This is a genomic window from Roseovarius litoreus (genome assembly GCF_900142765.1).
In the GTDB taxonomy this organism is placed as follows: Bacteria; Pseudomonadota; Alphaproteobacteria; order Rhodobacterales; family Rhodobacteraceae; genus Roseovarius; species Roseovarius litoreus.
In genome coordinates, this window is sequence record NZ_FRCB01000002.1 from 276209 (window position 1) to 301618 (window position 25410).

General features: G+C 59.3%; 22 protein-coding genes. 17 read left to right on the plus strand and 5 right to left on the minus strand.

The annotated features are described in order from the left end of the window. Positions 1-20: 20 nt before the first annotated feature. From F3H35_RS05570 to F3H35_RS05590, 5 genes are all read left to right on the plus strand, one after another. A complete protein-coding gene (locus tag F3H35_RS05570) occupies positions 21-1382 on the plus strand; it encodes an ABC1 kinase family protein (RefSeq protein ID WP_223228315.1) in 1362 nt (453 codons plus the stop codon). Positions 1383-1715: 333 nt separating this feature from the next. Further along, positions 1716-2966 (plus strand): VanZ family protein, encoded by a 1251-nt coding sequence (locus F3H35_RS05575; RefSeq protein ID WP_149778622.1) that lies wholly within the window; start codon positions 1716-1718, stop codon positions 2964-2966. 8 nt (positions 2967-2974) lie between these two features. Continuing rightward, positions 2975-3904, plus strand: a complete 930-nt coding sequence (locus tag F3H35_RS05580) for a metallophosphoesterase family protein (protein WP_188129877.1) — start codon at positions 2975-2977, stop codon at positions 3902-3904. 275 nt (positions 3905-4179) lie between these two features. After that, entirely contained in the window at positions 4180-5445 is a 1266-nt protein-coding gene (locus tag F3H35_RS05585) for a PQQ-dependent sugar dehydrogenase (protein ID WP_149778623.1), read from the plus strand. Further along, on the plus strand, positions 5442-6017 hold the full coding sequence (locus tag F3H35_RS05590) for a c-type cytochrome (RefSeq protein ID WP_188129878.1): 576 nt from the start codon (positions 5442-5444) through the stop codon (positions 6015-6017). The genes F3H35_RS05585 and F3H35_RS05590 overlap by 4 nt, the downstream gene beginning before the upstream one ends. A 91-nt stretch (positions 6018-6108) precedes the next feature. On the opposite strand, the gene pqqE is transcribed toward F3H35_RS05590, so the two are convergent. From pqqE to pqqA, 5 genes are read right to left on the minus strand one after another with little or no spacing between them, the layout of a single operon-like run. Beyond that, positions 6109-7188 carry a pyrroloquinoline quinone biosynthesis protein PqqE gene (gene pqqE, locus F3H35_RS05595; RefSeq protein WP_149778624.1) on the minus strand — a complete coding sequence of 360 codons (1080 nt, stop codon included), beginning with the start codon at positions 7186-7188 and terminating at the stop codon, positions 6109-6111. Then, positions 7185-7472: a pyrroloquinoline quinone biosynthesis peptide chaperone PqqD gene (pqqD, locus tag F3H35_RS05600; protein WP_149778625.1), complete on the minus strand. Its 288-nt coding sequence runs from the start codon at positions 7470-7472 to the stop codon at positions 7185-7187. Before pqqD ends, pqqE begins: the two co-directional genes overlap by 4 nt. Further along, positions 7469-8197, minus strand: coding sequence for a pyrroloquinoline-quinone synthase PqqC (pqqC, locus tag F3H35_RS05605; protein ID WP_149778626.1), 729 nt, complete (start codon positions 8195-8197; stop codon positions 7469-7471). The genes pqqD and pqqC overlap by 4 nt, the downstream gene beginning before the upstream one ends. Continuing rightward, the gene (gene pqqB, locus F3H35_RS05610) at positions 8194-9081 is read right to left on the minus strand and encodes a pyrroloquinoline quinone biosynthesis protein PqqB (RefSeq protein WP_149778627.1); all 888 of its coding nucleotides are present in this window, start codon (positions 9079-9081) and stop codon (positions 8194-8196) included. The genes pqqC and pqqB overlap by 4 nt, the downstream gene beginning before the upstream one ends. 25 nt (positions 9082-9106) lie before the next feature. Then, positions 9107-9214 (minus strand): pyrroloquinoline quinone precursor peptide PqqA, encoded by a 108-nt coding sequence (pqqA, locus tag F3H35_RS05615; protein WP_007815084.1) that lies wholly within the window; start codon positions 9212-9214, stop codon positions 9107-9109. A gap of 371 nt (positions 9215-9585) precedes the next feature. Between pqqA and F3H35_RS05620 the strand changes: the two genes are divergently transcribed. The 12 genes from F3H35_RS05620 (at position 9586) to F3H35_RS05675 (ending at position 25406) form a co-directional block, all read left to right on the plus strand. Further along, positions 9586-10305 (plus strand): ABC transporter ATP-binding protein, encoded by a 720-nt coding sequence (locus tag F3H35_RS05620; RefSeq protein ID WP_149778628.1) that lies wholly within the window; start codon positions 9586-9588, stop codon positions 10303-10305. Next, positions 10302-11081, plus strand: coding sequence for an ABC transporter permease (locus F3H35_RS05625; RefSeq protein ID WP_149778813.1), 780 nt, complete (start codon positions 10302-10304; stop codon positions 11079-11081). The genes F3H35_RS05620 and F3H35_RS05625 overlap by 4 nt, the downstream gene beginning before the upstream one ends. A gap of 443 nt (positions 11082-11524) precedes the next feature. Beyond that, positions 11525-12721, plus strand: a complete 1197-nt coding sequence (locus F3H35_RS05630) for a tyrosine-type recombinase/integrase (RefSeq protein WP_223228316.1) — start codon at positions 11525-11527, stop codon at positions 12719-12721. A gap of 68 nt (positions 12722-12789) precedes the next feature. Next, positions 12790-13368 (plus strand): hypothetical protein, encoded by a 579-nt coding sequence (locus F3H35_RS05635; protein WP_149778630.1) that lies wholly within the window; start codon positions 12790-12792, stop codon positions 13366-13368. 88 nt (positions 13369-13456) lie between these two features. Then, complete coding sequence (locus F3H35_RS05640; RefSeq protein ID WP_149778631.1) at positions 13457-13702, plus strand: hypothetical protein; 246 nt, start codon at positions 13457-13459, stop codon at positions 13700-13702. Then, positions 13699-13905 carry a hypothetical protein gene (locus F3H35_RS05645; RefSeq protein WP_149778632.1) on the plus strand — a complete coding sequence of 69 codons (207 nt, stop codon included), beginning with the start codon at positions 13699-13701 and terminating at the stop codon, positions 13903-13905. Before F3H35_RS05640 ends, F3H35_RS05645 begins: the two co-directional genes overlap by 4 nt. A 372-nt stretch (positions 13906-14277) precedes the next feature. Further along, a complete protein-coding gene (locus F3H35_RS05650; RefSeq protein WP_188129879.1) occupies positions 14278-14451 on the plus strand; it encodes a hypothetical protein in 174 nt (57 codons plus the stop codon). Then, positions 14448-15944: a YfjI family protein gene (locus tag F3H35_RS05655; protein ID WP_149778633.1), complete on the plus strand. Its 1497-nt coding sequence runs from the start codon at positions 14448-14450 to the stop codon at positions 15942-15944. The genes F3H35_RS05650 and F3H35_RS05655 overlap by 4 nt, the downstream gene beginning before the upstream one ends. Beyond that, positions 15941-16264 carry a hypothetical protein gene (locus F3H35_RS05660; protein ID WP_149778634.1) on the plus strand — a complete coding sequence of 108 codons (324 nt, stop codon included), beginning with the start codon at positions 15941-15943 and terminating at the stop codon, positions 16262-16264. Before F3H35_RS05655 ends, F3H35_RS05660 begins: the two co-directional genes overlap by 4 nt. 876 nt (positions 16265-17140) lie before the next feature. Continuing rightward, entirely contained in the window at positions 17141-18961 is a 1821-nt protein-coding gene (locus tag F3H35_RS05665) for an ATP-binding protein (RefSeq protein WP_149778635.1), read from the plus strand. Positions 18962-18980: 19 nt separating this feature from the next. Continuing rightward, a complete protein-coding gene (locus tag F3H35_RS05670; RefSeq protein ID WP_188129880.1) occupies positions 18981-20273 on the plus strand; it encodes a hypothetical protein in 1293 nt (430 codons plus the stop codon). Between the two features lie 12 nt (positions 20274-20285). Next, positions 20286-25406 carry an FtsK/SpoIIIE domain-containing protein gene (locus F3H35_RS05675; protein WP_223228317.1) on the plus strand — a complete coding sequence of 1707 codons (5121 nt, stop codon included), beginning with the start codon at positions 20286-20288 and terminating at the stop codon, positions 25404-25406. Positions 25407-25410 lie beyond the last annotated feature (4 nt).

Here is a 25410-nt window from a genome sequence, read left to right on the forward strand (position 1 = left end):
TTCGAGCCAAGGATGCGACATTGAGCCAACCCTCCGATCCTCCTGCGGTCTGGCGCCCTGATAGTGCTGCTTCCGATGACGGGCGCGGTTTGGCCGTGCCATCGGGCCGTGTGGCACGGCTGTTGCGGATGGGGGGCATGGCCGGGGGTATCGCGGGTGGCATGCTGGCCAGTGGTGTGCAGCACATGGCCGCCGGACGCCGCCCGCGCGCCGCCGATCTCTTGATGACCCCGGCCAATGCAAGGCGCGTCGCGCAGGAGCTGTCGCGAATGCGCGGGGCGGCGATGAAGGTGGGCCAGCTTTTGTCGATGGATGCTGGTGATGTGCTGCCACCCGAGATCGCCGCGATCCTTGACCGGCTGCGCGAAGACGCAGATCCCATGCCGCCCAAACAGTTGCGCCGCGTGCTGGATGCGGAATGGGGCCGCGATTGGTTGCGCCGGTTCGAGCGGTTCGATGTGCGCCCGATCGCGGCGGCCTCGATCGGTCAGGTGCATCGGGCGCGCACCCGCGAGGGGCAGGATCTGGCGATCAAGGTGCAGTATCCCGGCATCCGTGCGGCGATCGACAGCGACGTGGACAATGTCAGTGCGCTGATGCGCTATTCCGGCGCTGTGCCGCGCGGGCTGGATCTGCGCCCGCTGATGGAGGATGCCAAGCGCCAGCTGCATGAAGAGGCGGATTATCTGCGCGAGGCCGATGCGCTGGAGGCGTTCGGCGGGTTTCTGTCTAGTTCCGCCGATTTTCTGGTGCCGCGCCGGCACGAGGCGCTGTGCACGCCCAATGTGCTGGCGATGGACTACATGGACAGCCGTCCCATCGCCGGATTGACCGAGGCGCCGCAAGAGTTGCGGGACCGGGTGGCGGGTCTGCTGATCGATCTGGTGCTGCGCGAGCTGTTCGAGTTCGGCGCGATGCAGACCGATCCGAATTTCGCCAATTATCGATATGATGCGCGCACGGGGCAGGTGGTGTTGCTGGATTTTGGCGCGGCGCGCTGGTTCTCGCCGGAGTTGCGCGGGGCGTTTCACCGGTTGATGACCGCAGGGCTGGTACGCGACCGCGCGCGGGCCGAGGCCGCCGCTTTGGAGCTGCGTCTTTTCGATGCGGGCACGCCGGCGCATCATCGGGATGTGATCTTCGCGATGATGGATACCGGCATGGAGGCGCTGCGCCACGATGCGCCCTTTGATTTCGGCACCAGCGATCTGGCGATCCGGCTGCGCGACATGGGGCTTGAGATCGGCACCGAGCGTGAGTTCTGGCATGTGCCGGCCACGGATACGCTTTTGGTGCAGCGCAAGGTCGCGGGCACCTATCTTCTGGCGGCGCGGTTGAGTGCGCGGGTCAACCTGACGCGGATCGTGGCGCGCTATCGGTGAGGTATACCGCGCTCCGATGCGCCGCGGCATAAGTTGGCGCAAAGCGAACAAGGGCGCAGCCGGGCTGCCGCGAGACCATGATCGCCTGTCGTGATGTTACCCCTTGGTTGGCAAAGCGCCTGCCAACGCGACTGCCATCGCGCGACCGGTTTCACTTGCCACACCTGGTCTGGCTGGGTACGCTTTTGCCATATCAAAGACGACATTCGAAAACCGGCAAGGGCGGCATCCGACGACACGCCTTTCCCGATCTGAGACAGTTTCAGGCTGGACATGCTCCGGCATCTTTTTTGACTGACCTTTTCCCGATGTGAGTTCGACCTTCAGTCCATTATGTTAGACCATCCCCCCAAAGAACGCGCCGCCCTGTCCTGGGGCTATGTGGTGCTCTGGTCCGCGCTGACATTCGTGACCATTCCGTTCGTGCGTTACGGGGTTACGTTCGTGAAGCAGCGATGGGGAAGCGAGGTCTTTACCTATGTCGTTGCGGCCTGCGTCCTTCTGGCGGCGGTTTCGGCGCTTTACGCCACGCGCAGGCGGTGGTCGCTGTCGTCATTTGTCTGGCTTTTCGGCATCGCGGGTCTGGTGATCTACCTCACGTTCGGCCTTGCGGATGGCAACCCGGAAGAAGCGATACACTATGTTCAATACGGTGTTCTGTCGCTTCTGCTTTTCCGGGCCTTCAGCCATCGGGTCCGTGATTACAGCATCTATCTGGCCGCCGCGATCGTGGGAACGCTGGTGGGGATGATGGACGAAACCCTGCAGTGGCTGGTGCCCGGGCGTTACTTCGACCTGAGAGATATCGTGCTGAACATGAAGGCCGTGGTGCTGGTGCAGATCGGCATCGCGGCGGGCGTTCGGCCAAGGATGATTTCAGGCTGGCCTGATTTGGTGAGCGTGAGACGCCTTTGCTATCTCAGCGCGGTCATGCTGGGTTATCTGGGCCTTTGCCTGCAAAACACCCCGGATCGGATCGCTTGGTACGCGTCCAATGTGCCGGGGCTGGGGGGGATCGATCCGGATCGCAGCATCATGGTCGAGTACGGGTATCTTCATGGCGATGCGACCAATGGTTTTTTTCGCTCGAGGCTGAAAGTCGAAGATCTGCGCCGCGCGTCAATGGAGCGCGCAGACGAGGGCAGGCGCATACTCGACCAGTATCGCGAGCGGGAAAGGTATCAGGAATTTCTTACGCTCTATTCGCCTCTGGCGGATCCTTTTCTGCACGAGGCAAGGGTTCATCTGGTCAGACGAGACAGCCATATGAGGCGGGCCTCGAACACCGAGCAACGCGACAGGCAAGCGCGTTATTTCGCGACGGCATACTGGGAAAATCGCATTCTTCAGGACTATTTCGGCGGGGTGATCCGCGGCTCCAGTTATGAATGGTCCGCCCAGAACGAAGCTGATGTGAAGGCGGCCGCCGACCTCTCGAAGCCTTACCACAGCGCGGTCAGCAAACACCTGATCGTCCGGTTCAGCCCAATGCAGATGGCGTTGCTGTTCGCAGGAGCTGTGGGTGCCTTCCTTTTTGGGGGGTACGCCTGCACACGGGCATTGCGCCAGCGCGGGGTCGGATGATGTCGGGAATGTCGCGACGCGGTTTTCTGAAGGCGATCGCTGCAGGAGGCAGCCTGATCGGGTCGCCAGGCCTTGCGGGCACGTCATGGCGCATTCGGGGCTCTGACAGGGGGGACCTTCGGCTGGTTTTTTACACGGACATTCATGCCGACGGCACGGCCGAGACATCCCACGCACTGGCGATGGCTGCCATGGCGATCAATGCGCAAAGGGCGGATTTGGTCCTGTGCGGTGGTGATCTGATCGCGGGCGGTGCCAGCTTACGTCCCGAGCAGGCGGCACCGCGATGGGACGCCTACATGGATATGGTGCGCGCGATCGAGGCCGAGCATCACGCGGTGATCGGGAACCACGATCTCGTGGGCGTGCGGCCATCGGACGGTTCTGACGCGCTGGCCGACCCGCGCCGGGACTTCAAACAGCGCCTTGGCCTGAGGCAAAGTCATGGCACGTTCGACGCGCTTGGCTATCGCTTCATCTTGCTTGATTCCCTGCGCGTGTCCGATGACACGCACCAGTACCATGGCTGGGTGTCATCCGAGCAAATCGCATGGCTCCGGGAGTTGCTGTCGTCCATACACGCGGCTACCCCGATCGTGCTTGTCCTCCACATGCCGCTTCTGACGTCGTTCTTCGGCGCAACCCGGGGCGCCACCTTTGAGGCGCCGCCCAACCGTGTGGTGATCAACAATACCGAGGTTCTGAAGCTTTTCGCGGATCACAATCTGATCCTTGTGCTTCAGGGGCATCTCCATGTCACCGAGGCCTTGCATTGGCGCGGCACCACCTTTCTGACCGGTGGGGCCGTGTGCGGAAATTGGTGGAACGGCGCGTATTTCGAAACGGCGGAAGGGTTCAACTCGATCACCCTGAGGGGGGATCGGATCGACTGGGACTATGTCGATTACGGTTGGACTGCGCGGGCTGAGGATCGCTGACGTGGTGCAGATCGCAATCGCAGCCCCGTGGGTCGTGGCGTCGCCCGATTGACAGAAACGGCTTGCACGCGGCGCTGGCGCGGCGGTGATATCACTCAACCGACCCGCGCGCAGATGCCGAAGCTGTGCAGGGATGCGGCCAAGCCAAAATCGGCGCACCCCTGCAAATTGGTCAAAAAAGTTGACAGGTGATCAAAACTCAAGTGATGATTGCTGATCACGGGGTGGACGGCGCAAGATCGTCAAACGATCCCGTGAAGATCATGGGAGGAAATATGATGCACCAGAAGATGCTTACGAGCCTTCTGCTTGGAACGATGCTGGTTGGACCGGCAATGGCCCAAGACAATATGGACAAACTTACAAATATGCAAAAGACGGGCGCGACATTCACGTTCGTCGATCAGGAAGGGGATAGGGCGGAGGCGCTCAAGAAAATCGCTGAGCAAATCAACCTGCCCGATGGATTCGAAGCAAGTCTCTATGCCGTTGTGCCGGATGCGCGCTCGATGGCCATGGCGCCGCAGGGAACGGTTCTTTTTGCAGGTACGCGGAAAGACAAGGTGTGGTCGATTGTCGATCGCGACCGTGACCGGGTGGCGGACCAGGTGATGGACTTTGCACCATCGATCACCTTCGACATCCCCAACGGTCCCTGCTTTTCACCTGACGGCTTTCTCTACATCGCCGAGCGCAACCGTGTGCTTGTGTTCCCCGCGGCAGAGTTCTTTTTCGAAGGGCCAGACCCGGCAGTCGGTGTCGTCGTCCCCCAGGGTGAGCTGGTTCCGGTAGAAGAAGAAAGCTTCAACCACACGGCGCGTGTCTGTGATATCGGACCAGATGGGAAGCTCTATATCTCGCTCGGTCAGCCCTACAATGTGCAGCCTGTCGAGAAGATCGAGATGTATGATGAAATCGGCATCGGTGGCATCATCCGCATCAATACTGATGGTACGGGCCGCGAGGTCTATACCCGCGGCGTGCGGAACTCGGTTGGGCAAGACTTCAACCCCGCAACAGGCGAGCTTTGGTGGACCGACAACCAGGTCGACGGCATGGGAGACGATATCCCCCCCGGCGAGTTGAACCGTCAAACCGCTGCCGGGCAGCATTTCGGGTTCCCCTGGACGAATTCACGAATCGAGATCGTCTCGGAGGCCGATGCACCGCGCCCCGAGGGTGTGGAGTTCGTCGAGCCTCAGCTTGAATTGACCGCCCACGCGGCCGATCTTGGCATGCGGTTCTATCACGATAAGAGCTTCCCCGAGGAGTATCATGGCGGCATCTTCTGGGCGCAGCACGGGTCGTGGAACCGCACCACTCCGGTTGGCGCGCGCGTGATGTTCACAGCGCTTGATCCGGAAACGGGCAATGCCATGGGGGCGCAGGTGTTCGCAGACGGATGGCTTGACGAAAGCACTGGCGAATATCGCGGTCGTCCGATGGACATCGAGTTCCTGCCGGATGGATCGATGCTGGTTTCTGACGATTTTGCCGGTGCGATCTGGCGGATCGCCTACAACCCCAAGCCTGCGGAATGAAGGCTGCGGTGATGACAATCCTCGGCGGGCTCATGCTCGCCGGGGGTGCCCATGCAGAAGACATCGGTGACCGGGATGCAGGCCGTAAACTGGCAAGTCAATGCCGGACCTGTCATGGTCTTGAGGGGTATGCCCAGATCCCGATCGCGCCCCATATCGGGGGCGAGCCTGCCAGCTATATTCGCGCCCAGCTGACCGCTTTTCGGGATGGTACGCGTGAGCACGAGATGATGTCGATCGTGGCCAAAATGCTCAGTGATCAGCAAATCGCGGACCTGGCGGCATGGTATTCGGGACACCGGGTTCAGGTCTCCCTGACGCAGGACCCCTCGGCAGCGCCCGAACAATGCGTGGCCTGTCACGGTGCCGACGGGCTGCATGTCGCAGAAGATGTGCCCAACCTAGCAGGCGAGGCAAACATCTATATCGACACGCAACTCAAGGCGTTTCGTACCGGCAAACGTCAGCACGACATCATGACGCCCATGGCGCAGTCGTTGTCCGATAGCGAAATCCGCGAAATTGCGGACTGGTATGCTGATATCGGTCTCGAAATCGAGCTGGTGGAATAATCGGGTATCAACAAGACTGGCCGACATTGTCGGCCAGTCCTGTTTTGCGTGTTGATGGTCATCGGCGGTCTTGCTGCCGGTCAGAATCGGATCAGGGGTTCACCCGGTAGATCAGGTTCTCTTCGCGTGCGGTTGCATCATCGAGCAGCTGTCGCACCTTGTCGTGGTCTTTGGATTTCACGCAGACCGGATCCGTCGCGGCTGCATCGCCGGCAATTGCCAGGGCCTGACAGCGGCACCCTCCAAAATCGATGGTCTTTCGCTCGCAGCTGCGGCAGGGTTCGGGCATCCAATCCGTACCACGATAGGCGTTGAATGCCGGGCTCTTGTACCAGATGTCCGAAAGCGAGCGGTCCTGCACTTTTTCGAAGGTCAGATGCGGGATGCTTTGGGCCGCGTGACATGGCAACACGGTGCCGTCCGGAATCACGTTCAACCCTGCTGATCCCCAGCCTCCCATGCAGGCCTTCGGGTAATCGGCATGGTAATCGGGCGGAACAAAATCGAAAGCCAGAATACCGCTCAGGCGCCGGGCGGCGGCGGCGACTGTTTGCTTGACCGCTTCGGTCTGCTCGCGGGTCGGCATCAGGGCGGCGCGATTTTTCGTGGCCCAGCCGTGGAACTGGACACAGGCGACTTCAAGTCGCCGTGCTCCCAACTCGACGGCCATCTCGATCGTGCGGTCCAGATCATCGAGGTTCTGGCGATGCATCACCGCGTTCAATGTCAGGGGAAGGCCTCGCTCCTTGATGTCTCTTGCGATCGCCAGCTTGCGTTCGAAGCCGCCTTTATATCCGCCGATCCTGTCGGCCAGCTCGGCATTCGTCCCCTGAAGCGATAGCTGAACATGGTCGAGCCCCGCCGCTTCCAGCGCATCGAGTCGACGCGGCGTCAGCCCGATCCCGGACGTGATGAGGTTGGTATAAAGCCCGGCATTCGACGCCGCGCGCGTCAAGTCTTCCAGATCGCGCCGCGACGCTGGCTCTCCTCCCGAGAGATGCAGTTGCAAGACGCCCATGTCCGCGGCTTGCAAGAACACATCGATCCACGTTCCCGTGTCCAGTTCGGTGCTCTTGCGGACCATTTCCAGTGGGTTCGAGCAGTAGGGGCAACTTAGCGGACAGCGATGTGTCAGCTCGGCCAGCAGAGCGATCGGGGCGGGAATGGTCATGTCCGGACCATCACGTAAACCCGCGCGCGCAATCCTGTCAGGAACTGCTGCACGTCTTCTTCTATGCGCTCTGCAGGTGCGTCATAGGCTGCGGCAAGCGACGCGATGATCTGATCGAACGTGGTGTCACCATCGACCCGCGACAGAATTGCCAAACCGATCTCGTCCAATTCGATCGCTTTTTCAGGTGCCAGAAGAACGTTCTGACCGCGTACGCGATCGTGGTGAATTCGGACACCGCGCGGCAAATAGGGTATGTCATGGCGACCGAATGCCAAAGTCATCGCAAGCCCTCGCCAGGCTGCCATGCGCCGGGAGGAATGCGGCCCGGCTCCACATAGGCCGACCAGATTGCATCGAGCTGGGCCCACAACACTTCGGTTTTGAATATCAGGGCGTCACAGGCCATGTCTTCCTTCTCGGCGGTATCGGCATGATCAAGAACCCATTGGAGACCGAAGGCGACATCGCGTGGGGCCTGATCCAAGCGGTTTTTGAAATAGGACAGGCTTTCGGTATTGGCGAAGGCGTAGTGTTCAAGCAGGCCTTCGATCCTGCGCTCGTGAATCTTGGGCGCGAAAAGCTCCGTCAAGGATGAGGCAACGGCCTGTAGGAGCGGCATGGTCTGCACGTATCGGATATACGCCTCCACCGCGAAACGCGTTGCCGGCAATACGCCTTTCCCCGACGCCACATAATCGGCGTCGAGACCCACGGCCTCGGCCAGTTTCAACCAGCGGCGTATGCCTCCGCCTTCGTCAATTCCTCCGTCATGATCTTCGATCCGAGACCGCCACGCACGGCGCATGTCGGGATCCGTGCAGCGCGATATGAACGCGGCATCCTTCATCGGGATCGCCGCCTGATAGGCCCAGCGGTTGATCACCCAGGCGCGCACTTCATCAGGGCTGCAGTGCCCGCCGTGCAGCCGGTCGTGAAAAGGGTGCTTGTCGTGATATCGCTCCTCGCCGATCTTTCGAAGGCGCGCCTCGAGTGTCTCGCTGGTCATGCTGATATCTCCTGTCCGTCATGGGCGATGTCCCATCCGGACTGTTCGACGAAAGCGCGCTCTGGACTATCGGGCTGAAGGATCGGGTTCGTATTGTTGATATGAATGAAGGTCTTTGCCGCCCGCAGACCCTGGAGCCGGACAATCGATCCATCTGGTCCGCTGATCGGAATATGCCCCATGCGACGGCCCGTCTTGATCCCGGTGCCCGACCGGATCATCTCGTCATCGTCCCACAAGGTGCCGTCGAAGAATATCCGGTCGGCGTCAGAGAGTTGTTTGAGGACGGCATCGGTCACATCGGCGCAGCCGGGGACGTAATAGGCGACTTTGCCGTTGCCGGTCAGGCGCACGCCCACTGTCTGTTCTCCGATCAAGTCCGTCCGAACATCATTGCCTTCCATGAACAGCGGGACTTTTCCGGGAACCGCGAACAACCGCGCCGAAAGCCCGGGTTGCAAGTCGAAATCCTGTGCCAACGCCACCGGGTGACGGGTGACCTTTTCTCGGTTTACAGCGTCAAATATCCGGTTTTCGGACAGCACGTCCAATATTTCGCTGGTGGCGAAAAGCGAGAATGGTGTCTGCTCACGCAAGCTGAGAAGGCCGGCGATATGGTCGATGTCACCATTGGTCAAAAGAACGGATGTCACTGGCGTGTCGCGCAAGGACCGCGGGTGCATCTGTGGATTGTCCAGCATCTGCTGACGAATGTCAGGCGATGCGTTGAGAATGCTCCACGTTTGCCCATCCAGCGAAACCGCCAAAGAGGATTGCCCGGAACATGGAATTTTCCTGTTCCGGGCATCGACGCAGTTCCGGCATCCGCAATTCCATTGAGGCAAGCCGCCTCCAGCGGATGCGCCCAAGATTAGAAACCTCATCCCGGGCACCCCGAGTCGTCAGTTTTCAGAACAGGTCGGGCTCGTGTCCGCGGCGTTCATCTTCGGCTGGAGCGTACATGTTGATTTCCATGCCGCAGTTGATCTCTTTGAGCTTGGGTGCATTCCAAGTCATTCGTTGTATCCTCCCATCAGATCCTTTGTTTTCCGAGGTAGCTTTTGGCCGTCGCGAGACAGTATCGCTTCGATTAGACCCCTCATTACAGAGTGTGGCGGATTATTTCGGCTTATGTCAACAGACACTGCATGTGTTCAGGCAACCGTGAATGACCCGGCCGCCGCCTTTGCAGCAGGTGTCGAGCCTTGGCGTGCCAAGACGCGATGCGCTACCTTGGCTGCAAAACCTCCGGGATGTAGAAGCGGACACGTCCCAAGCCCTGTGAACCGGGGGGACAAGTTGAATGTGTTTGCCAGTTTTGCATCGTATCAATATCGTCGCTGGCAGATCGGCAGTCGCCGGCTTCATCAGATCGAGATTGGTATTCCGTGACAGGGCTTTCCGTCCGAAACCTAAGTTATGCATATGGCGCGAAGCCTGCTCTGAACGACATCAGCTTCAATGTTGAGCCGGGCGTCTTTTGCGCGCTTATCGGCCCCAATGGTGCGGGCAAATCCACATTGTTCGCTCTGCTGACGCGCCTGATCACTAGTCGGACCGGCACGATCGAGATTGCCGGACATGATCTTGGGTCTCATCCCGAAAAAGCGCTTGGCAAAATAGGAATAGTCTTTCAACAACCAAGTCTCGATCTCGACCTGACGGTTTGGCGCAACCTCAGCTATTTTGCCGGGTTGCATGGCCTTTCAGGTCAGGCCGCTGAAGCATCTATCAAATCCGCGTTGGACAGACTGGATATGGCAGAGCGTACCCATGAGCGGGTACGCAACCTCAATGGCGGTCATCGCAGGCGGTTGGAGATCGCGCGAGCCTTGGTGCATTCCCCGACCGTTCTGCTGTTGGACGAACCTTCTGTCGGCCTTGATGCCGCCGCGCGCCGGGCGATTACGGAACACGCTCACGATCTGTGTAAAACTCATGGAATGACCGTTCTCTGGGCGACCCATCTGACCGATGAAATATCGGCCGACGATCAGGTCGTGATCCTGCACAAGGGGCAGGTTCTCAGGAACTGCCCGTGCCACGAACTGACCCGGGACAAGCCCCTGCAGGAGGCCTTTCTCGAGCTGACGGACCAGGGCACATGAGAGCGTCCTTGCTCGCCTTGCGTGCCATCGTGATACGCGATGTTCTGCGCTTTGTTCATCAGCGAAGCCGGTTTGTGGCGGCACTGGTGCGTCCCCTGATCTGGCTTGTCGTTTTTGCCGCCGGGTTTCGCGGAGCGTTCGGGCCTTTGACGCCTCCGCCGCATGTGACGCCGATCAGCTACGAGATGTATATCCTGCCCGGCCTGTGCGGGATGATCCTGCTGTTCAATGGCATGCAGAGCGCCCTGAGCCTCGTCTATGATCGCGAAATGGGGTCGATGCGGATATTGCTCACCAGCCCATTGCCGCGGTGGTGGCTGCTGGTGTGTAGGCTGCTGTCCAGCACGGCAATTTCGCTGTTGCAGGTCTATGCTTTCCTGCTTGTTGCCATGGTCTTCGGGATCCACATTCCGTTGGCTGGATATGTCAGCGCTCTGCCGGCGGTGTTTCTGGCGGGCTTGATGCTGGGTGCATTCGGACTGGCCATGTCTTCCAGCATCCACCAACTTGAGAACTTCGCCGGTGTGATGAATTTCGTGATTTTCCCGACTTTCTTCCTGTCGTCGGCGTTGTATCCTCTGGCGCAAATGGGGGAAAGTTCGGCCCTGCTGCTTGCCCTGTGTGAACTGAACCCTTTCACGCATGCAGTAGAGCTGATCCGCTTCGCGTTTGCCGGGCATGTCAATTGGCCTGCACTGGCGTGGATCCTTGCGACCGGCGCGGTCTTTTTGGGGATCACGTTTCGGCAGTACACTCCGGTGCGCAGCTTGCGTTGAGCCAACGCAATCCTTGAACGAGGCGGTGTGATGTCGGTCTCTTCAAGACAGATCATCGGTGGACGTTGGGCGGGAAGGGGCTGCCGCGATCAGGGTCTGCCACCATGCGTCGCTCCGAGCACGGATCCACGCTGGCAGCGCGCGGACACAGAACCCACAACTGCAAACCGGGCAATCCCGGTGGATATGCAGACCAAAGTTGAGATTTTGGCTCCGGCGGTAGGGATCGAACCTACGACCAATTGATTAACAGTCGTTTTTTGGGCCATTTCTCAAGCCTTTGAAAACGCAAAAAATCACTAGGTCGCTCGCAGCAAATACCTGTTTTGCATTGAATATAATAAGGCAGCGCTAGACAATTGCGGACACGGCTCACATACTGACTACACATCATTTTACGGACACAGTGCGGACACAGGGGGCAAATGAAAAAATCTCAACGCTTGGTCGACAAGCTGGTGAAGGAATTGCCTGTGCCTGATCGCGGCGCCAAGATCACCTATGACAGCGACGTGTCAGGCTTTGGTGTTCGCGTCACAAAGGGCGGCGCGCGCGCCTACATCCTCAACTATCGTATCGCAGGCCGGGAACGCCGATACACCATCGGCAGCGCGACCGAATGGAAGGCGACAGCAGCCCGGAAATTCGCTGCCGACATGAAGGCCAAAATCCGCCTCGGGCATGATCCGCTGGCAGAACTCGAGGAGGCCCGGAACGCCCGCACGGTCGCGGACATGTGCGATCAGTTTGAAGAAGATCACTTGCCACGCCTGCGCCCAAACACGCAAAAGCAATACCGTCAGTCGATCCATGGCAGCGCCAGGCGGAAGGGCATCCGCGAGCACTTCAAACATCACAAGGTCGAGGACCTGAGGCACGCAGACATTGCGGAATATCACCGCATTCTGAGCCGGACCGCGCCGACGATGGCAAACCGCGATCTTTCGGTAATCTCGCGGATGCTGGGGCTTGCTGTTCGCTGGGGCTGGCGGTCGGACAATCCTGCGCGCGGAACAGAACGAAATCAGGAGACCAAGCGCACCCGGTATCTATCGCTGACCGAAATAAAGGCATTGACAGACGCCTTGCGCAATTTGCCGGACCAACAGGCCGCCAATGTCTTTCGGCTGATGCTGCTGACCGGATGCAGAAAGGGCGAGGCGCTTTCGGCCCGCTGGACGCAATTCGATCTGAGCGCCGGCATATGGATGAAGCCGGGTTCAGCGACAAAGCAGAAGACCGTTCACCGCGTCCCGTTATCGGCCGCGGCTGTTGCCCTGTTGGAAGGAAGCGCGCGCGAAGGCGAATTTGTTTTTCCGGGCCAGATTGAGGGCCAGCCCCGGCAAGAGGTCAAAAAGCAATGGGAGAACATTTGCGCCGCCGCCGGGTTGGTGGACGATGAGGGCAACAAGACAGTGCGGATGCACGACCTGCGCCACACCTACGCGTCGGTGCTGGCATCGGCGGGGCTTTCCTTGCCGATCATCGGGGCGCTGCTAGGACACTCACAGCCCGCCACAACGGCCCGCTACGCGCATTTGATGGATGATCCGCTACGGCAGGCCGCAGAACGCGCGGCGGCGCTGGTGGGCGGCACAGAGGCCGCCGAGGTCATCGACATGAAAAGGTCGAGCGGGTGACGGGCTGGTTTGAGGAATACTGCGCGGATAACGCACGAACCGTCTTTACAGTCGACGGATGGCCCGTTGTGGAATCTGCACCGCGCAAGATTGCCGATGCGCTGCGCGCGGTGCTGGCATCCTACGATCCGCCCTCTGATGTGATCGAGACAGCCGCCGCGCAGATCTTCGTCGCGTCGGAACTTGGCCGATCCGATGAACAGCTGGGCAACCTGCCGGCATCTGCAAGTGTGAGCGAAAAGGAACTTCTGGAATTCCAGAAGCTGACCGGCAAGCTGGCCGATCTGATAGACGGTATGCACAACCCGGCCCTTTCCGCTTTGTCTGGCGCGGGGCTGATCGCCCGCGATCTTCTGGCACCGATGCAGCGCGCCCATGAACTCGCAGGACAGGCCCGCAGCCGGCTAGAGGGCCTGCCGGAGAAGAACCCAGGCAGCAAGCGGATGCCAGAGGCACCCGAGGTCACGACGATCACCGCCGCTTTCTTCGAAGAGATCACCGGCAAGGCACCGGGCAGGATCGTGCATCGCGAAGGGGAATACGGCGAATGGCTGGACACCCTGCGCGAGGTTTTCGAGGCGCTGGGGATCAAGGCCAGTGCAGAAAAGCAGGCGCAGGCGCACCGAACGCGAATAGCCCGAAAATGACACTATTCACGCCATAGGCAGCTTTGGACACCCTCCGAAATGTGTGAATATTGGGTTGCATCACTTCACTTTGCAGAAGGATGCAACCATGACCCAGACACTCGAGAAGCGTTACTCAGGCGGAAACGGCCTCTTGGCTGGATACGTCAGCCGCGCCGAACTCGCCGCAGAATGGAACTGCCACGAGCGCACCATCGCTCGTTATGAGGCAATGCCGGATGGCTTACCCTTCCTCTATATCGGCGGTCGCAAACTCTACCGGATCGAGGATGCGCGCGCCTTCATGGAGCGCCGGATCACGACGCCGAACCCCGTCCGGAAGGGGGCCGCATGATGGACTATCAGCGCCAATTCACCCGCCCGCTTCTGATGCGGATTACAGATCACGGCGCGGCCTTTGCCGGGATATTGGCAAACCGAGCAGAGCACGACCTGAGCCTAGCCGGGCACATGCTGGCCGCGCTGGATGAAATGCAGGATGCTTTTCCCGATCTGGAAACCGAGGGCATCGCGCAACCATTCTATCCGCTAAAATGAAAACCCCACCCGCGACGAACACGCGGGCGGGGCTGGAAATGATCGAGCGGGACAGCTTCAATTGTTACAGTATAACGCGCCGCGCCGTTGTGGGCAACCACAGGCAAGAGCATGACACTCCACTTTCTACGCCCGCAACAGTTGGCGGGCTTTCCGATAGAATACCACCAGGCCGACCCGGAAATCGGCGCCATGACGGCTTCATGTTTCGCGTCCGCGACGGGGGCCACGCCCATCGCCTTATCGCCGATATCGGCGCGGTGATGGAGGGCCAGAAATGAGACAGCTTCAAATCAAAATGCTGATGCGCCATCACGGACTGACCGAAGCGCAGGCATCCGCGCTTTGCGCCCTGATCTGGGGGGCAGGCCAATGACAGACGCCGCAAACCTCACACGCGAACTGGGCGGCAAATGGCTGCGCCGCTATGGCTCCGCGCCGTGCCCTGTATGCCAGCCGGAACGCCGCAAAGGGCAGAGCGCCTTGCCCGCACCTGATGGCCGGGACTGGTGCGACTTACTGGCCGGAAAGGCGGTGGTGGCATGACGGAGATTCGAGAGATCGCCTTTTCGCCCGACTGGCCCGCGCCGGATGTAAAATTCCTGCGCCCGGAAATTCCACCTGCGCCGCAACTGCCAATTGACGATGTATTCGGATCGCGCTTTTCTACATGGGCGCGAGAGGCCGCCGAGGCCAAGGGCGCACCGCTCGACTATGCGGTTTTTTCGGTTTTTTCGGTTTTGTCCAGTGTCATTGGCAACGCCCGTTGGGTGTCACCTTGGCGCGGCTGGACCGAACCGCCGGTGATCTGGGCCATGCTGATCGGTCTGCCGAGTGCGGGCAAATCACCTGCTATCGACGCTGCCCTGCAACCGCTGCGCGCCGCCGAGCGCCCCTTGCGAGAGACCGCAGACGCAGAAAAGAGGGCATGGACCGAGAAAGCCGAGATTGCCAAGCTGGCCGAGTCCACATGGAAGGAAACGGTGAAGGCCGCGATCAAAGAAGGCCAGACGCCGCCAGACAGGCCGAAAGAGGCCGATGCAGGATCGCCGCCGCATATCCCGCGCCTTGTGGTTAATGACGGCACTATCGAGCGGCTGGGCGCGATCCTCGCAAATCAGCCTCGGGGCATCCTACAGATGCGCGATGAGCTGGCCGGATGGCTCGAAGGCATGGCCCGCTATTCCGGCGGGGGCAACGATCGGCCCTTTTGGTTAGAGGCATACGGCGGGCGGGGATACACCGTTGAGCGCATGGGCCGCGAACCCCTGACTATCGACCGTCTCACCATCGCGGTTATGGGAGGCGTTCAACCCGACCGGCTGAAAACGCTCTTGTTCAAGGCTGATGATGACGGCTTGCTCGCGCGCTTCCTGCCGATCTGGCCCGAGCCTGCGCCGCTGCGCCGCCCTCGCGCATGGGCTGATGAAGATCTGATGCGGCGGATCATCGAAAAGCTGTTGACCCTCGACCTGCTGACCGATGAGCACGATCAACAGCGCCCTTGGATTGTGGGATTCACGGATGACGCGCGAGACCTGATGGACCAATTCCGGCAGGCAGTGCGGCAATGGGAAACTGAGGCCGATGGCCTGATGCTTTCCTTCATCGGCAAATTGCCGGGGCTGACTGCGCGCTTGTCGCTGGTGCTGGCATTTCTCGACTGGGCATCCGAAGGGGCCGAGGAACCGCACCAGATCACGGTGCAGCACTTTGGCAGAGCCGCTCACCTTGTGGAAGCCTATATCCTGCCGATGGCGCGCCGCGCATACGCAGACGCCGCCACACCCAAAGCCGAGCGCGCCGCCCGGCGGCTAGTGCAGGTGATCCGCGAACAGGGTTGGCTGCGCTTCACGTCGAGCGACGTGTTGAGACTTGACCGGGCCGGGCTTGGCACAAAGTCCGCGCTCGACCCCGCGCTGGAAATGTTGCTCGACGGCGACTTAATCCGCGCGGTGCTGGTGCCAACAGGCCCACAAGGCGGAAGGCCGACCAGGCTCTATGCGGTAAACCCGGCAATTCTCGAGGGGCAGGCATGACACGATGGCTACAGGCCGCGCAGAGAGCATCCGAGGCCAGGAATTTACCGAAAAAACCGAAACAACCCCCCATGCCGGAGGTTAATTCGGTTTATTCGGTTAATTCCAGCCGGCGAAAGGCGGATGCAGTGTCGCCCGAGGAACTCGCCCGAGATCTTTACGAGGAACGGGCCGCGATCCGGAAATTCCACGGCGGGCAGGACCGCGAGACAGCCGAGCGGGCAGTATGGCCCGAGGATCGACCACCAGCAAGCAACACGTGGCTAGATGACTGGCCGCGCGCAGCCGACGATCTGCATAACCCAGATAATTGGAAATGAAAGGACCACGACATGACACCACAACATAATCTAATCGAACACCAATGCGACGAAGAACAGGTCGCCGCTGCTAATGCAATGGCCTAACGTTTTGCCGCGATCGAGCACCTGCCCGAAGGTCCCTTGCGCGCCCATGCGAGGCAACATTGCGATATCTCACCCCGAGGCATTCAACGCGACAACCACGATCACGGGCTGATGGTGGAACAGCCCGCCTATGGCCAAGTAAATTCAGCGTGCCGGGCGGTGCGCCATTACTCCTCCCAACAGCCACCTTACCTGCAATCCAAGCAGGAGGGGGGGGGGCACATCGCTCACACCCTGAATCTCGGGACCGGCGGGGGGAGCTTGTTTCTGTGCATGCCAGAATTCGGACCGGGGATCGGGTTTCGCCGAGAGTGGATAAGACACGGTAAGATGGTGGCAAACAGAAATCACAGAAATCACTTTCAGCATGAATCCTGGCTGGTTCTATGACACGAAGGACCCGGAGGGTTGGAAGAAGTGTCTGCACAGCGGGCGTGATGTCGCTGAGGTGGAACGTTTGGTGGCGAAGAAGGACGCGGACCGATGAGGCTAACAGAGACTCAGATCGAGGCAAAAATCAAGGTGGGGCTTTTCGATGCGTCCGGCATGGGCCAGTACCGATGAACTTGATGATACGTCGTACGGGAACACACCGAAGGATCTTCCAGGTTTTTGGCCGGTCGCCGTCTTTGAGACGGTTCTGCGCAAGCACCGGAATTTCTTGAATATTGCATTCAATCGCCACAATGTTAGGTTGTGATCGTTGACGTCAGCGAATGCGCCCTGAGAGGCGTTGGCGTGGAAGGGAGCAGTGCATTGCCGGATAATAGAAACCAGCATGTCTATAGAATGGCGCGGTTCCTGCCATTTGATCCGTCGCATGATCAGATCTATGAAGAATACCAGGTCGCGAGCGACTCTCTGAATCTTGATACCGTGGCGTTCGACTATGTGCTGGCGGCGGCCCGTTCAGGCGCCCGAATGATTGTGCTCACGGGGGATGCCGGACATGGAAAAACCCATCTCTGCCGACGCGTAATCGAGAGTTATCTCGGTTACGATGAAGAACAGGCGAGGCGGCTGATCAACGAGGCATGTGACGGCAGGCAGGTCATCCGGGCGGCACAGGATGCCGCCACAACCGGTGCCTTGCGCATTTTCAAGGATTTCTCCGAATTCTCGCCCGAAATCGCCGCCGAACTTGTCGAAAGCTCTAACGACGGCGAGGCGGTTACGATCATTTGTGCCAACGAGGGCCGCCTTCGTGCGGTCCTTGCGTCGGATGCGGCCGGTTCGTATTGTCGCGAGCTACTCAAGAGTTTCGAGACATCTTTCGATGACGGAAAAGCCAGCCGCGACGGAAGCACGCATATTGTGAATCTGAACCATCAGTCGACCGCGGCGGGTGAAGACGGCCAGTCTCTGGGAGATCGGGCAATTCGCGACTGGACATCCGGCACAAGGTGGAGAGCCTGCGCCGATTGTGACGCGCGTGACGCCTGCCCGATCAACCGTAACCGGGAAATGCTGTCGGAGCGTGTGGACAGCGAGGTCGCCGGCACCAGAAAGCAGAAACTGCGTCTGTTATTCGCCACCCTTGAGCGAATTGGCTATGTCATAACCATTCGAGACATGTTGATGGCATTCGCCTATCTCCTCACAGGTGGCTTGAAATGCGAAGATGTTCACCGCATGAGGAAGCGCAGAAAACGAGGCTGGCAGCAGTCCTATGCCTTTTACAATCTTGCCTTCGAGGCACCCGATACGCTCTCCAAAGAGCAGCTGAATCGCCTGCCTCTCATGCAGCAGCTCCCGAAGCTGGATCCGGGGCGGCGAGCTATCCGGGAAATCGACGAGCGCATCGTCAATCAACAGGAAATCTTCGGTCACGGTCAGTTGGATCTGCTGTTTCCCGCTCCGTCCGAGTCCGAGGAGGACGTGATCGATGCCGCTGACGGGATCGATGAGATTATCGGGGATCCGCGCAACAGAAAGCAGAGGGCATCCGAGGCCGAGAATGTGACCCGTGTCGTCCGCGCTTTGCGCCGCCGCGCCTATGTTGACGGGGTGGCCAACAACAACCTGGATATGGCGCATCTGGGCTTTCCCTACGGCGCCGACTTTCTGGGGATCGTGCATGACAATCTCGACGCGCCTGCACGAACACTCCTGAAGAAGCGTGTAATCGCCGGCCTCCACCACATCCAGGGCCTGCAGTTCGCCGACCAGACACCCACGCTTCATCTGGTTGATCCGGCATTCGGCAGGTCGATGTCGGGAACGGCAATTCTGGCGGCCCGGATCAAGCCTGCCGATGTCGATCTCATCAGATTATCGGAGAAATGGGGCAGGAGCGACGAGGTTCCCCATCACGTGAAAACAAGTGTCGACTGGATCGACCGGCATGTGGTTCTGAGGATCGTCGACCAGAAAGACGCTCCGCACGACCTCTTGCTGGATCTGATGACTTTCGACTGCATTCTGAGAGCCGCGGCAGGTCATGTGCCGACAAAGTTTTACGAGCACGACATTCGGCGTGTGGCGAGCTTCCTCGGCCGCATTGCGCAATCCGCGCATGCGAATTCGGACCAGATCAATTTAATCAGAGACGGTCGCTCTCAAACCATTTCAATTGACGGAAGCACCATTCAGGTCGGTGCAGGCGCTTGAGCGACAGATAGGCAAAAGCATGCAGGATGAATTGACGGAAAAGACCCGCAAGGGACCCGAAGTCTCGCGCGAACTGTTCGGTGGCGTTCTCGACTTCGACGCGGCCGGGCACTACCCGGGATTGGAACTTCTGAATTTTGTATTCTGCGGCGAGGGCCAAGACCCCTTGCCGGCGGGGGATGCCGTGAAGATCAAGCGCAGATCCCATGATTTTGGCAGGCGCCTCGTCTGGGATGGAGCCTTCAAGAGCGATCCCAGGCGGCATGAGGTGCTGTTGGATGACACGTCAGCGGAGGAAACCCTGAGGGAGCTCCTGCGCTGTCTGCAGTTGGATATCCCGAACGGAACCAAAGAGCCCAAATGGTCGAGAGCGCACTTCTTTCCCTACACGCCCTCTCTCATCCATTGGGACTCGCGCGAGCGAAGCGGTAAAATTCGACTGGAGCGTCTCTACCTCAGGGGCGGTGGTGCGCTTGCCTTCAAGGTTCTCAGATCTGACGCTGACCTGGATCGGCTGCGGCGCATAAGGGAAGGCTTTGCGGGTCTTTATTCCGCGACTGTAGACAGCCCCCTCGAAATTCTGGCCGCATTCATCAACGGGCAGAGCAAGAATGACGTGGAGCCCGTCACGGATGACATCGAGAAGGCCACAAGGGCAAACCTCGATGAGTTTGAGGACGTTTACCGCGACGGGATACTGAACATTCTCGAACAGCATGCCGCGACATCGGTCGCGAAGATCCGAGCCGTAATGGGCTGGACTGGACTCTGGCTCGTGTTGATGCAGAACAGACGCGCAAGGTTCAGCCTCGGAATGGAACTGTCGCCGATTGTCTGTGACTGTGGGGCCGCAAGCCCGCAATTGAGGCGTGTTTCGCAGCGATGCCTTCAAGAGGTGCTATCGAATATCGTCGAAGCAGTGGTCCAGTTCGAGCCTGAAATGGCCCAGGCCCAAAAAAACAAGATAAGAAGCTTTTTCTGGGCGACGGCGGCCGCGAACGGCTTCCTGAATGCATGGCGAGGACGGAAGCATTTCACATTCTCTGTCGACGCGCTTGAGATGATTGTTCTGGCAACAATTCCGGCCGGCTCCGAAATGCCATTCGAACGGTTTGTAACCGAAGTGCTTTACGATCGTCTCGGAATTGCTGTCGGGCGCGGCGCCGCCGAGGCATCGGGTCTCGTGAATTCGATCGACGCAAGCATCTTCGAGGAAAACGAGGCGCAACTGGCGCTCCAGATGATCGCCGCCGGTCTGGTCACCCAGTATTCCGACGCGACGCGAATGGTAAGCCCAAGAACAACTGCATGACCGGAACCTGACATGAGCGGAACTGAAAACATCATTGCAGGCACGGCATTCGAAATTGTCGCTCGCAGCTTTGCTTCGGGCGACGAAGCCGACCGCAACTCGTTCAGACTGAAGAACCTGACGCGGAACGAGGCCCTTAAATTTGTGCGTGTCTGGCAGGCCCGATCTGCCGAAAGAAGTCTCAAGCGTGTGCGGCTTCTTGTGGCCAGTGACTCACATGAGGATTTCCCGGCCGAATTCAGAGCAAATCCGGAGCACGCTATAACGTTTTACCGCAACAACAATGAGCATGGGCTCGTCTACATCGAGACAAAAGTCGAGAGTGACGAGCAGGGTTTGAAGAACCTCTTTACGCTCAGAGACGTGAACTTCCTCGACGGCACATTTGACGAGGCCGGTGAATTTGTAGTTCCGGAGGAGATGGTAAGACAGGCGTTGCAGTTTGTCGGCGCTCCCAACCCCGAGGTCAACGAACTTCTTCGCGATCGCCTTGTCGAGGTTCTTCGCGAGCTCAATGCAGCCGGTATGACCATTCCGGTCAGAAAATATGCGGGTTTCGTCCTCGCGGCGGCGCAGGAAGTCTTGTCCGGTCCCGGTGTATACGCCCCGGAAGAGACAAACGCCCTCGTGGGAAGGTGTCTTGTGCAGCTTGATATGTTCCCCGACGAGGAATGGCGAATGAATGCGACGCGTGTTGCGCGCCGCCTCTCACTCAATCGTTTGCGCGCGGAACTCGCGGCCTCGCCCTCCTCGGATCTCGATCCGGAAAAAACCGCACAGGACTGCCATCGGACGAAATTCGTGGACGAACTGGGTGAGCAATATGATCCAGACACCCAGGCTTACTGGCGTGAAGAATGCTCTCAATACTGCCTCGACCCCACTGACACACGGCGCGGCCGCATACCTTACAGGATTTTCGAGCAGGTTTTCAGCAAAGACGTCAAAGGGTTGCCTCTTGGTCAAAGGGTTGCCGAGGAAATACTCGACAGTGCACCTTCCAGGAAATCCGAATTCGACGGACTGGCAGTCGAGACGGGTTTGAACAATCGATCGGTCGAGGATGCGCGCAAGTTCCTCGAGAGTGAACCGGCCGAAACCAGTGATCTTCCGTTGAGGGACCTGCTGTCGAAGCAGACGCTTCGTATGGTCGAGAAGTTGGCGTCCCCTGCCATTGATAGGATCCAGAACCCGCTCATCAAGCTCTCTCAGGTCGCGTCTGATTTTCGAGCCCGGACGGATCTTGATGATGGGGAATATCGTATCGAGTTGCGTGCCGGCCCGGCCATCGGTGCGCAGCATGAATCGACGCTTGGCCTTTTCGCGTTTCTATACGGCAGCGCGCTTGCGGAAATCTGCGCATCCCTCAAAGACGGACTTGGCTCGGTGTCTCTCGAGGTGGACGGTCGACTGACCGGCCAGACACCGGTGCCGGCTCTCCGGGGGGACATGGATCCCGACGCGGACAGTTCCGATAGCAGCTCCACAGAGGAGGATGAGGGAACCGTCTGGCTGCCCGTTCCTCTCGAATTCGTTCTAGTGAACCTCGAGGACGGGGAGGAGGTTGACAGTGAGGTCGCTGTCGAGTGGTTGCCCGACGATCTGTCCTATCTGGCGCTGTTCTGGATCTCCGTTTGCGGAGAGGACAGGGGAGAGGTCACGTCAGAGCTGTATGCGCCTGCGAACCGGTCTGGCGAGGACTGGATAACCGAGGTGGCGCACCGCATGCTGCCCTTCCAGAATGGACGGTCAAAACCCATTCCCGATGCACTGCTGAAGACCCCGATTATTCACAGGCTTGTTGAAATCCGCTCGGGTTTCAGGGCCGAGGCTGAGAAGGAAGGCCTGTCATCACGGCTGTTGAATGATGTTTTTGACGCGTGGTCGGTGCTTCTTGCGGATGCACGAAGGGCATTTGTGCCGGACGGCGAGATACCCGAGGGCATGATCGAGTTCCTGAACGCCGATTGCGTCCAGGAGTTTGATGGAGATCGCGTCCTGATGCTCCAGTCTCATCCACTGAAACTGCGCTGGATCGCCTCCTACCTTGCCCAGTCGATGAAGCTTGCTCTCGACGCTATCGAGGGCTCATTGAGGCTCAATGAGCAGAACGAAAATCTCTACCTGGATTGGATAAAGGGGCTGTCTCCGCATCAGCAACCCTCGATCCACAGTTCCGCCGATGGTCACATCCTCTTCGCGGATGGTGAGCGGGGATGGACCGAAAACTTTCAAAGAGCCGCCTCTTCCGGCGGCACTGCGTCTGGCGACAGGATCCACTCCAGTCTCGTTTCCGAAATCGCCCGTCAGACGACGGCCTATCTCCATGCTCATCCCTACAAGTCAGACGGGCTTAGAATTCTTATTGTGACGGGCGGCGCGAGTGCCCTGGCGGCAGACATCGTGCAGGAAGTTCGCAAGGGGGAATTCAAAAATCTCGCAATGACAATCGAACTGGTCGCACCCAAGAGTTGTTGGGACGAGGCCGCCCGGCAATTCGAACTGGTGGACACCGACAATCGTCTGGCCGGGGCGGGCGCTCTTTTCCCGCCGGTTCAGCTCAACCTCCACGATCTTGAGAGGGTCAGGGAAGATGCGGAGGCCGCGTTGGGAGGCCTGATCTGTGATATCGCGGTCGTGCCTCAGTTTCTCGACGACAATATCAGCACCGACGCGAAAACCGAGGACGAGTCTGCGTCGCTCGGGAGGTTTGACCCCCTCCTAGATGATCCGACCTACATCGCTTCCGGCGCAGGGGCCTCGGCGCTCTGGGTGTCACTCAGGCCCAAGATGCCAGACACCGCGCTCTCTGACTGGTCGACGCTGGCAGTCAGACACGAGCGCAGAACCCCCGTGGCTGCCGATCGCCCGGAGGCGACAGACTTCATGGATATTCGTATCAACTTCAACAATACGGCGCGCTTTTTCGGAGCGCTGCACAAACGCTCTCACTGGGTCATCACCGTGGAGCGACACATCACGAGGGAGCAGATTGAACGACTTGAGACCCGACCCGAGGTCCTGTCCCTGAGAGACGGTGTCGGCCCCGGTGGTCTGTTCACCCTGATCGTCTCCTCCAACGCCGGTCAGCAGTTTGTTATCGATCGCCTGACCCGAAAGTTGAAGCGTATCGCGTCCTTGATCGGTCGGGAAAACCTGGCCGAGCAGCGTGCCAGAGAACTTGCGCAGAAAATTTACGAGGAGGCGCGACAGATCTCCCCGCGGCTCACGCTGGATGCGCTTGGTATTTCCAGGGTGACCGAGGAAATTCTTGGTTTGAGCATTGCGCGACAGGTCGCCGATCGCCAGATGCCCATTTCCGTGGAGGACGGGTTCATCGCCTGGATTTCACTCGACGAACATCCGGAATGGTTTGCCTCCGGGAGTTCAATCCGCGCCGATATGATCCGGCTGGCGGTCAGTCTTGGCGACGAGGGCCTTTCGGTTGATGTGCTTGTTCTCGAAAGCAAATTGAGACGCTCCGGGTATGACGCACATGGGGCCGAGCAGGTGCGCAAGACGCTGCAAATGTTTGACGCGGTCTTCCCGACGGATCAGGACAGTGATCCGATGGACGGGCAGCTCTGGCGAAACGCGATCCTCTCCGCAATCGATACAGTGAGCAAGAAAGCGGTCTTCATTCCTCGTGAGGCAACCACGGACAGTGCGCCCAGACGATCCAGAGTGCCGGAAGAGATCAGAAGCCTCTTCCGCGACGGGGAATTCGCTTCCGTGAAAATCTCCGGCCTTTACTCGATCTGTGAATATTCTCATCCGAGAGAGTTGACTGCACAGGCCTATGACGCCGATCCCCGTGTGCAGATCGTGCAGACCGGAGGCAGTGCACTTCTCGACCGCTCAGATGACACGTTCGTGCTCGTGCCGGCCAATCCTGTGAAACCGGCAGAGCCGGAAGACAATCGGCCCGTTGAACTGGCGGAGCCTGATGTCGAGGTCGAAGCCGCACAGGACGGTGTTGAACCAACGCCTAAGCTGCAGGCGCCGCCGGAATCTGAAACCGGTGAGACAGGAAATGATGACGCCCCGGAGGTCGACCCAATGCCCCCCTCGACCCCACAACACCTTCCGAAGTCCGAGCTTGATCGTCGTTATCAGGTAATACTCGACACGCTCGGCCAGTATGGCGTCAACGTGAACAGGACAGATGCGGGCGTCGATTACGTGATAGAGGGACCCGCATCCATTCTCTTCCGGGTTCGGCCGGGGAGAGGCGTGGCACCGGGCAAGATTGCAGCTCACCATGATGCCCTGAAGCTGGCGCTGGAGCTGGACGCGTCCCAGGATATCCGGTTCGACATCGACAAGGGCTACGTGACGATTGACGTTCCGAAGTTGGACGAAGACCGATATTTTGTGGATGCTGAGGATCTCTGGGCCCGTTGGCAGCGTCCCGAGACTGGCCTCAAAGTGCCGCTTGGTGAGGACCGCTTTGGGAATGTCGTAGAAATCGACTTCACCTCGTCAAACTCGCCTCATCTACTGATCGGCGGCACTACAGGCAGCGGCAAGTCTGAAGCGCTCAATACGATCCTCGCCGGGATCACGGAGCACTACGCGCCGGACGACGTTCGCCTGCAGCTCATCGATCCTAAAGGAACGGAACTCGAGCACCTGTCCGAGTCTCATCATCTCGACGGCGAGATTGGCTGGGATGAGGAGGACGCAATAGAGATACTTGCACGCGCCGTGGATGAAATGCAGGCGCGATATGCGATGTTCAAAAACTCGAAAGTCAGGGCGCTCGGCGACTACAATGCAAAGGTTTCTGAAGAGGAGCGTATTCCTCGCTGGGTCATCGTTCTCGATGAATATGCGGACCTCACCTCCGAGCCTGACGCGAAAAAGACGATCGAGGCACATCTCAAGCGCCTCGCGCAGAAAGCGAGAGCGGCAGGGATCCACGTCATCATCGCCACGCAGAAACCAGACGCTTCCGTCATCAGCACGAACCTGCGCTCCAACCTGCCTGCACAGCTGGCGTTGCGTGTGAAGAGTGCGACGGAGAGCCGGGTGATCATGGATGATGCGGGTGCCGAGTCGCTGACGGGCAAGGGGGATGCCTTCTTCAAGGAAAGCGGCGTGCTGACCCGGGTCCAGTGCGCGAAAATATGAATTG

Bases quoted from the DNA above. Each gene is read 5' to 3' on its own strand.
- pqqD (WP_149778625.1), bottom strand. From the start codon at position 7,472: ATGACTTTGGCATTCGGTCGCCATGACATACCCTATTTGCCGCGCGGT.
- F3H35_RS05585 (WP_149778623.1), top strand. From the start codon at position 4,180: ATGATGCACCAGAAGATGCTTACGAGCCTTCTGCTTGGAACGATGCTG.
- F3H35_RS05645 (WP_149778632.1), top strand. From the start codon at position 13,699: ATGATGGACTATCAGCGCCAATTCACCCGCCCGCTTCTGATGCGGATT.
- F3H35_RS05655 (WP_149778633.1), top strand. From the start codon at position 14,448: ATGACGGAGATTCGAGAGATCGCCTTTTCGCCCGACTGGCCCGCGCCG.
- pqqC (WP_149778626.1), bottom strand. From the start codon at position 8,197: ATGACCAGCGAGACACTCGAGGCGCGCCTTCGAAAGATCGGCGAGGAG.
- F3H35_RS05660 (WP_149778634.1), top strand. From the start codon at position 15,941: ATGACACGATGGCTACAGGCCGCGCAGAGAGCATCCGAGGCCAGGAAT.
- F3H35_RS05575 (WP_149778622.1), top strand. From the start codon at position 1,716: ATGTTAGACCATCCCCCCAAAGAACGCGCCGCCCTGTCCTGGGGCTAT.
- F3H35_RS05590 (WP_188129878.1), top strand. From the start codon at position 5,442: ATGAAGGCTGCGGTGATGACAATCCTCGGCGGGCTCATGCTCGCCGGG.
- F3H35_RS05580 (WP_188129877.1), top strand. From the start codon at position 2,975: ATGTCGCGACGCGGTTTTCTGAAGGCGATCGCTGCAGGAGGCAGCCTG.
- F3H35_RS05640 (WP_149778631.1), top strand. From the start codon at position 13,457: ATGACCCAGACACTCGAGAAGCGTTACTCAGGCGGAAACGGCCTCTTG.
- F3H35_RS05625 (WP_149778813.1), top strand. From the start codon at position 10,302: ATGAGAGCGTCCTTGCTCGCCTTGCGTGCCATCGTGATACGCGATGTT.
- pqqB (WP_149778627.1), bottom strand. From the start codon at position 9,081: ATGAGGTTTCTAATCTTGGGCGCATCCGCTGGAGGCGGCTTGCCTCAA.
- pqqE (WP_149778624.1), bottom strand. From the start codon at position 7,188: ATGACCATTCCCGCCCCGATCGCTCTGCTGGCCGAGCTGACACATCGC.
- F3H35_RS05675 (WP_223228317.1), top strand. From the start codon at position 20,286: ATGAGCGGAACTGAAAACATCATTGCAGGCACGGCATTCGAAATTGTC.
- pqqA (WP_007815084.1), bottom strand. From the start codon at position 9,214: ATGACTTGGAATGCACCCAAGCTCAAAGAGATCAACTGCGGCATGGAA.
- F3H35_RS05665 (WP_149778635.1), top strand. From the start codon at position 17,141: ATGGCGCGGTTCCTGCCATTTGATCCGTCGCATGATCAGATCTATGAA.
- F3H35_RS05670 (WP_188129880.1), top strand. From the start codon at position 18,981: ATGCAGGATGAATTGACGGAAAAGACCCGCAAGGGACCCGAAGTCTCG.
- F3H35_RS05650 (WP_188129879.1), top strand. From the start codon at position 14,278: ATGACAGACGCCGCAAACCTCACACGCGAACTGGGCGGCAAATGGCTG.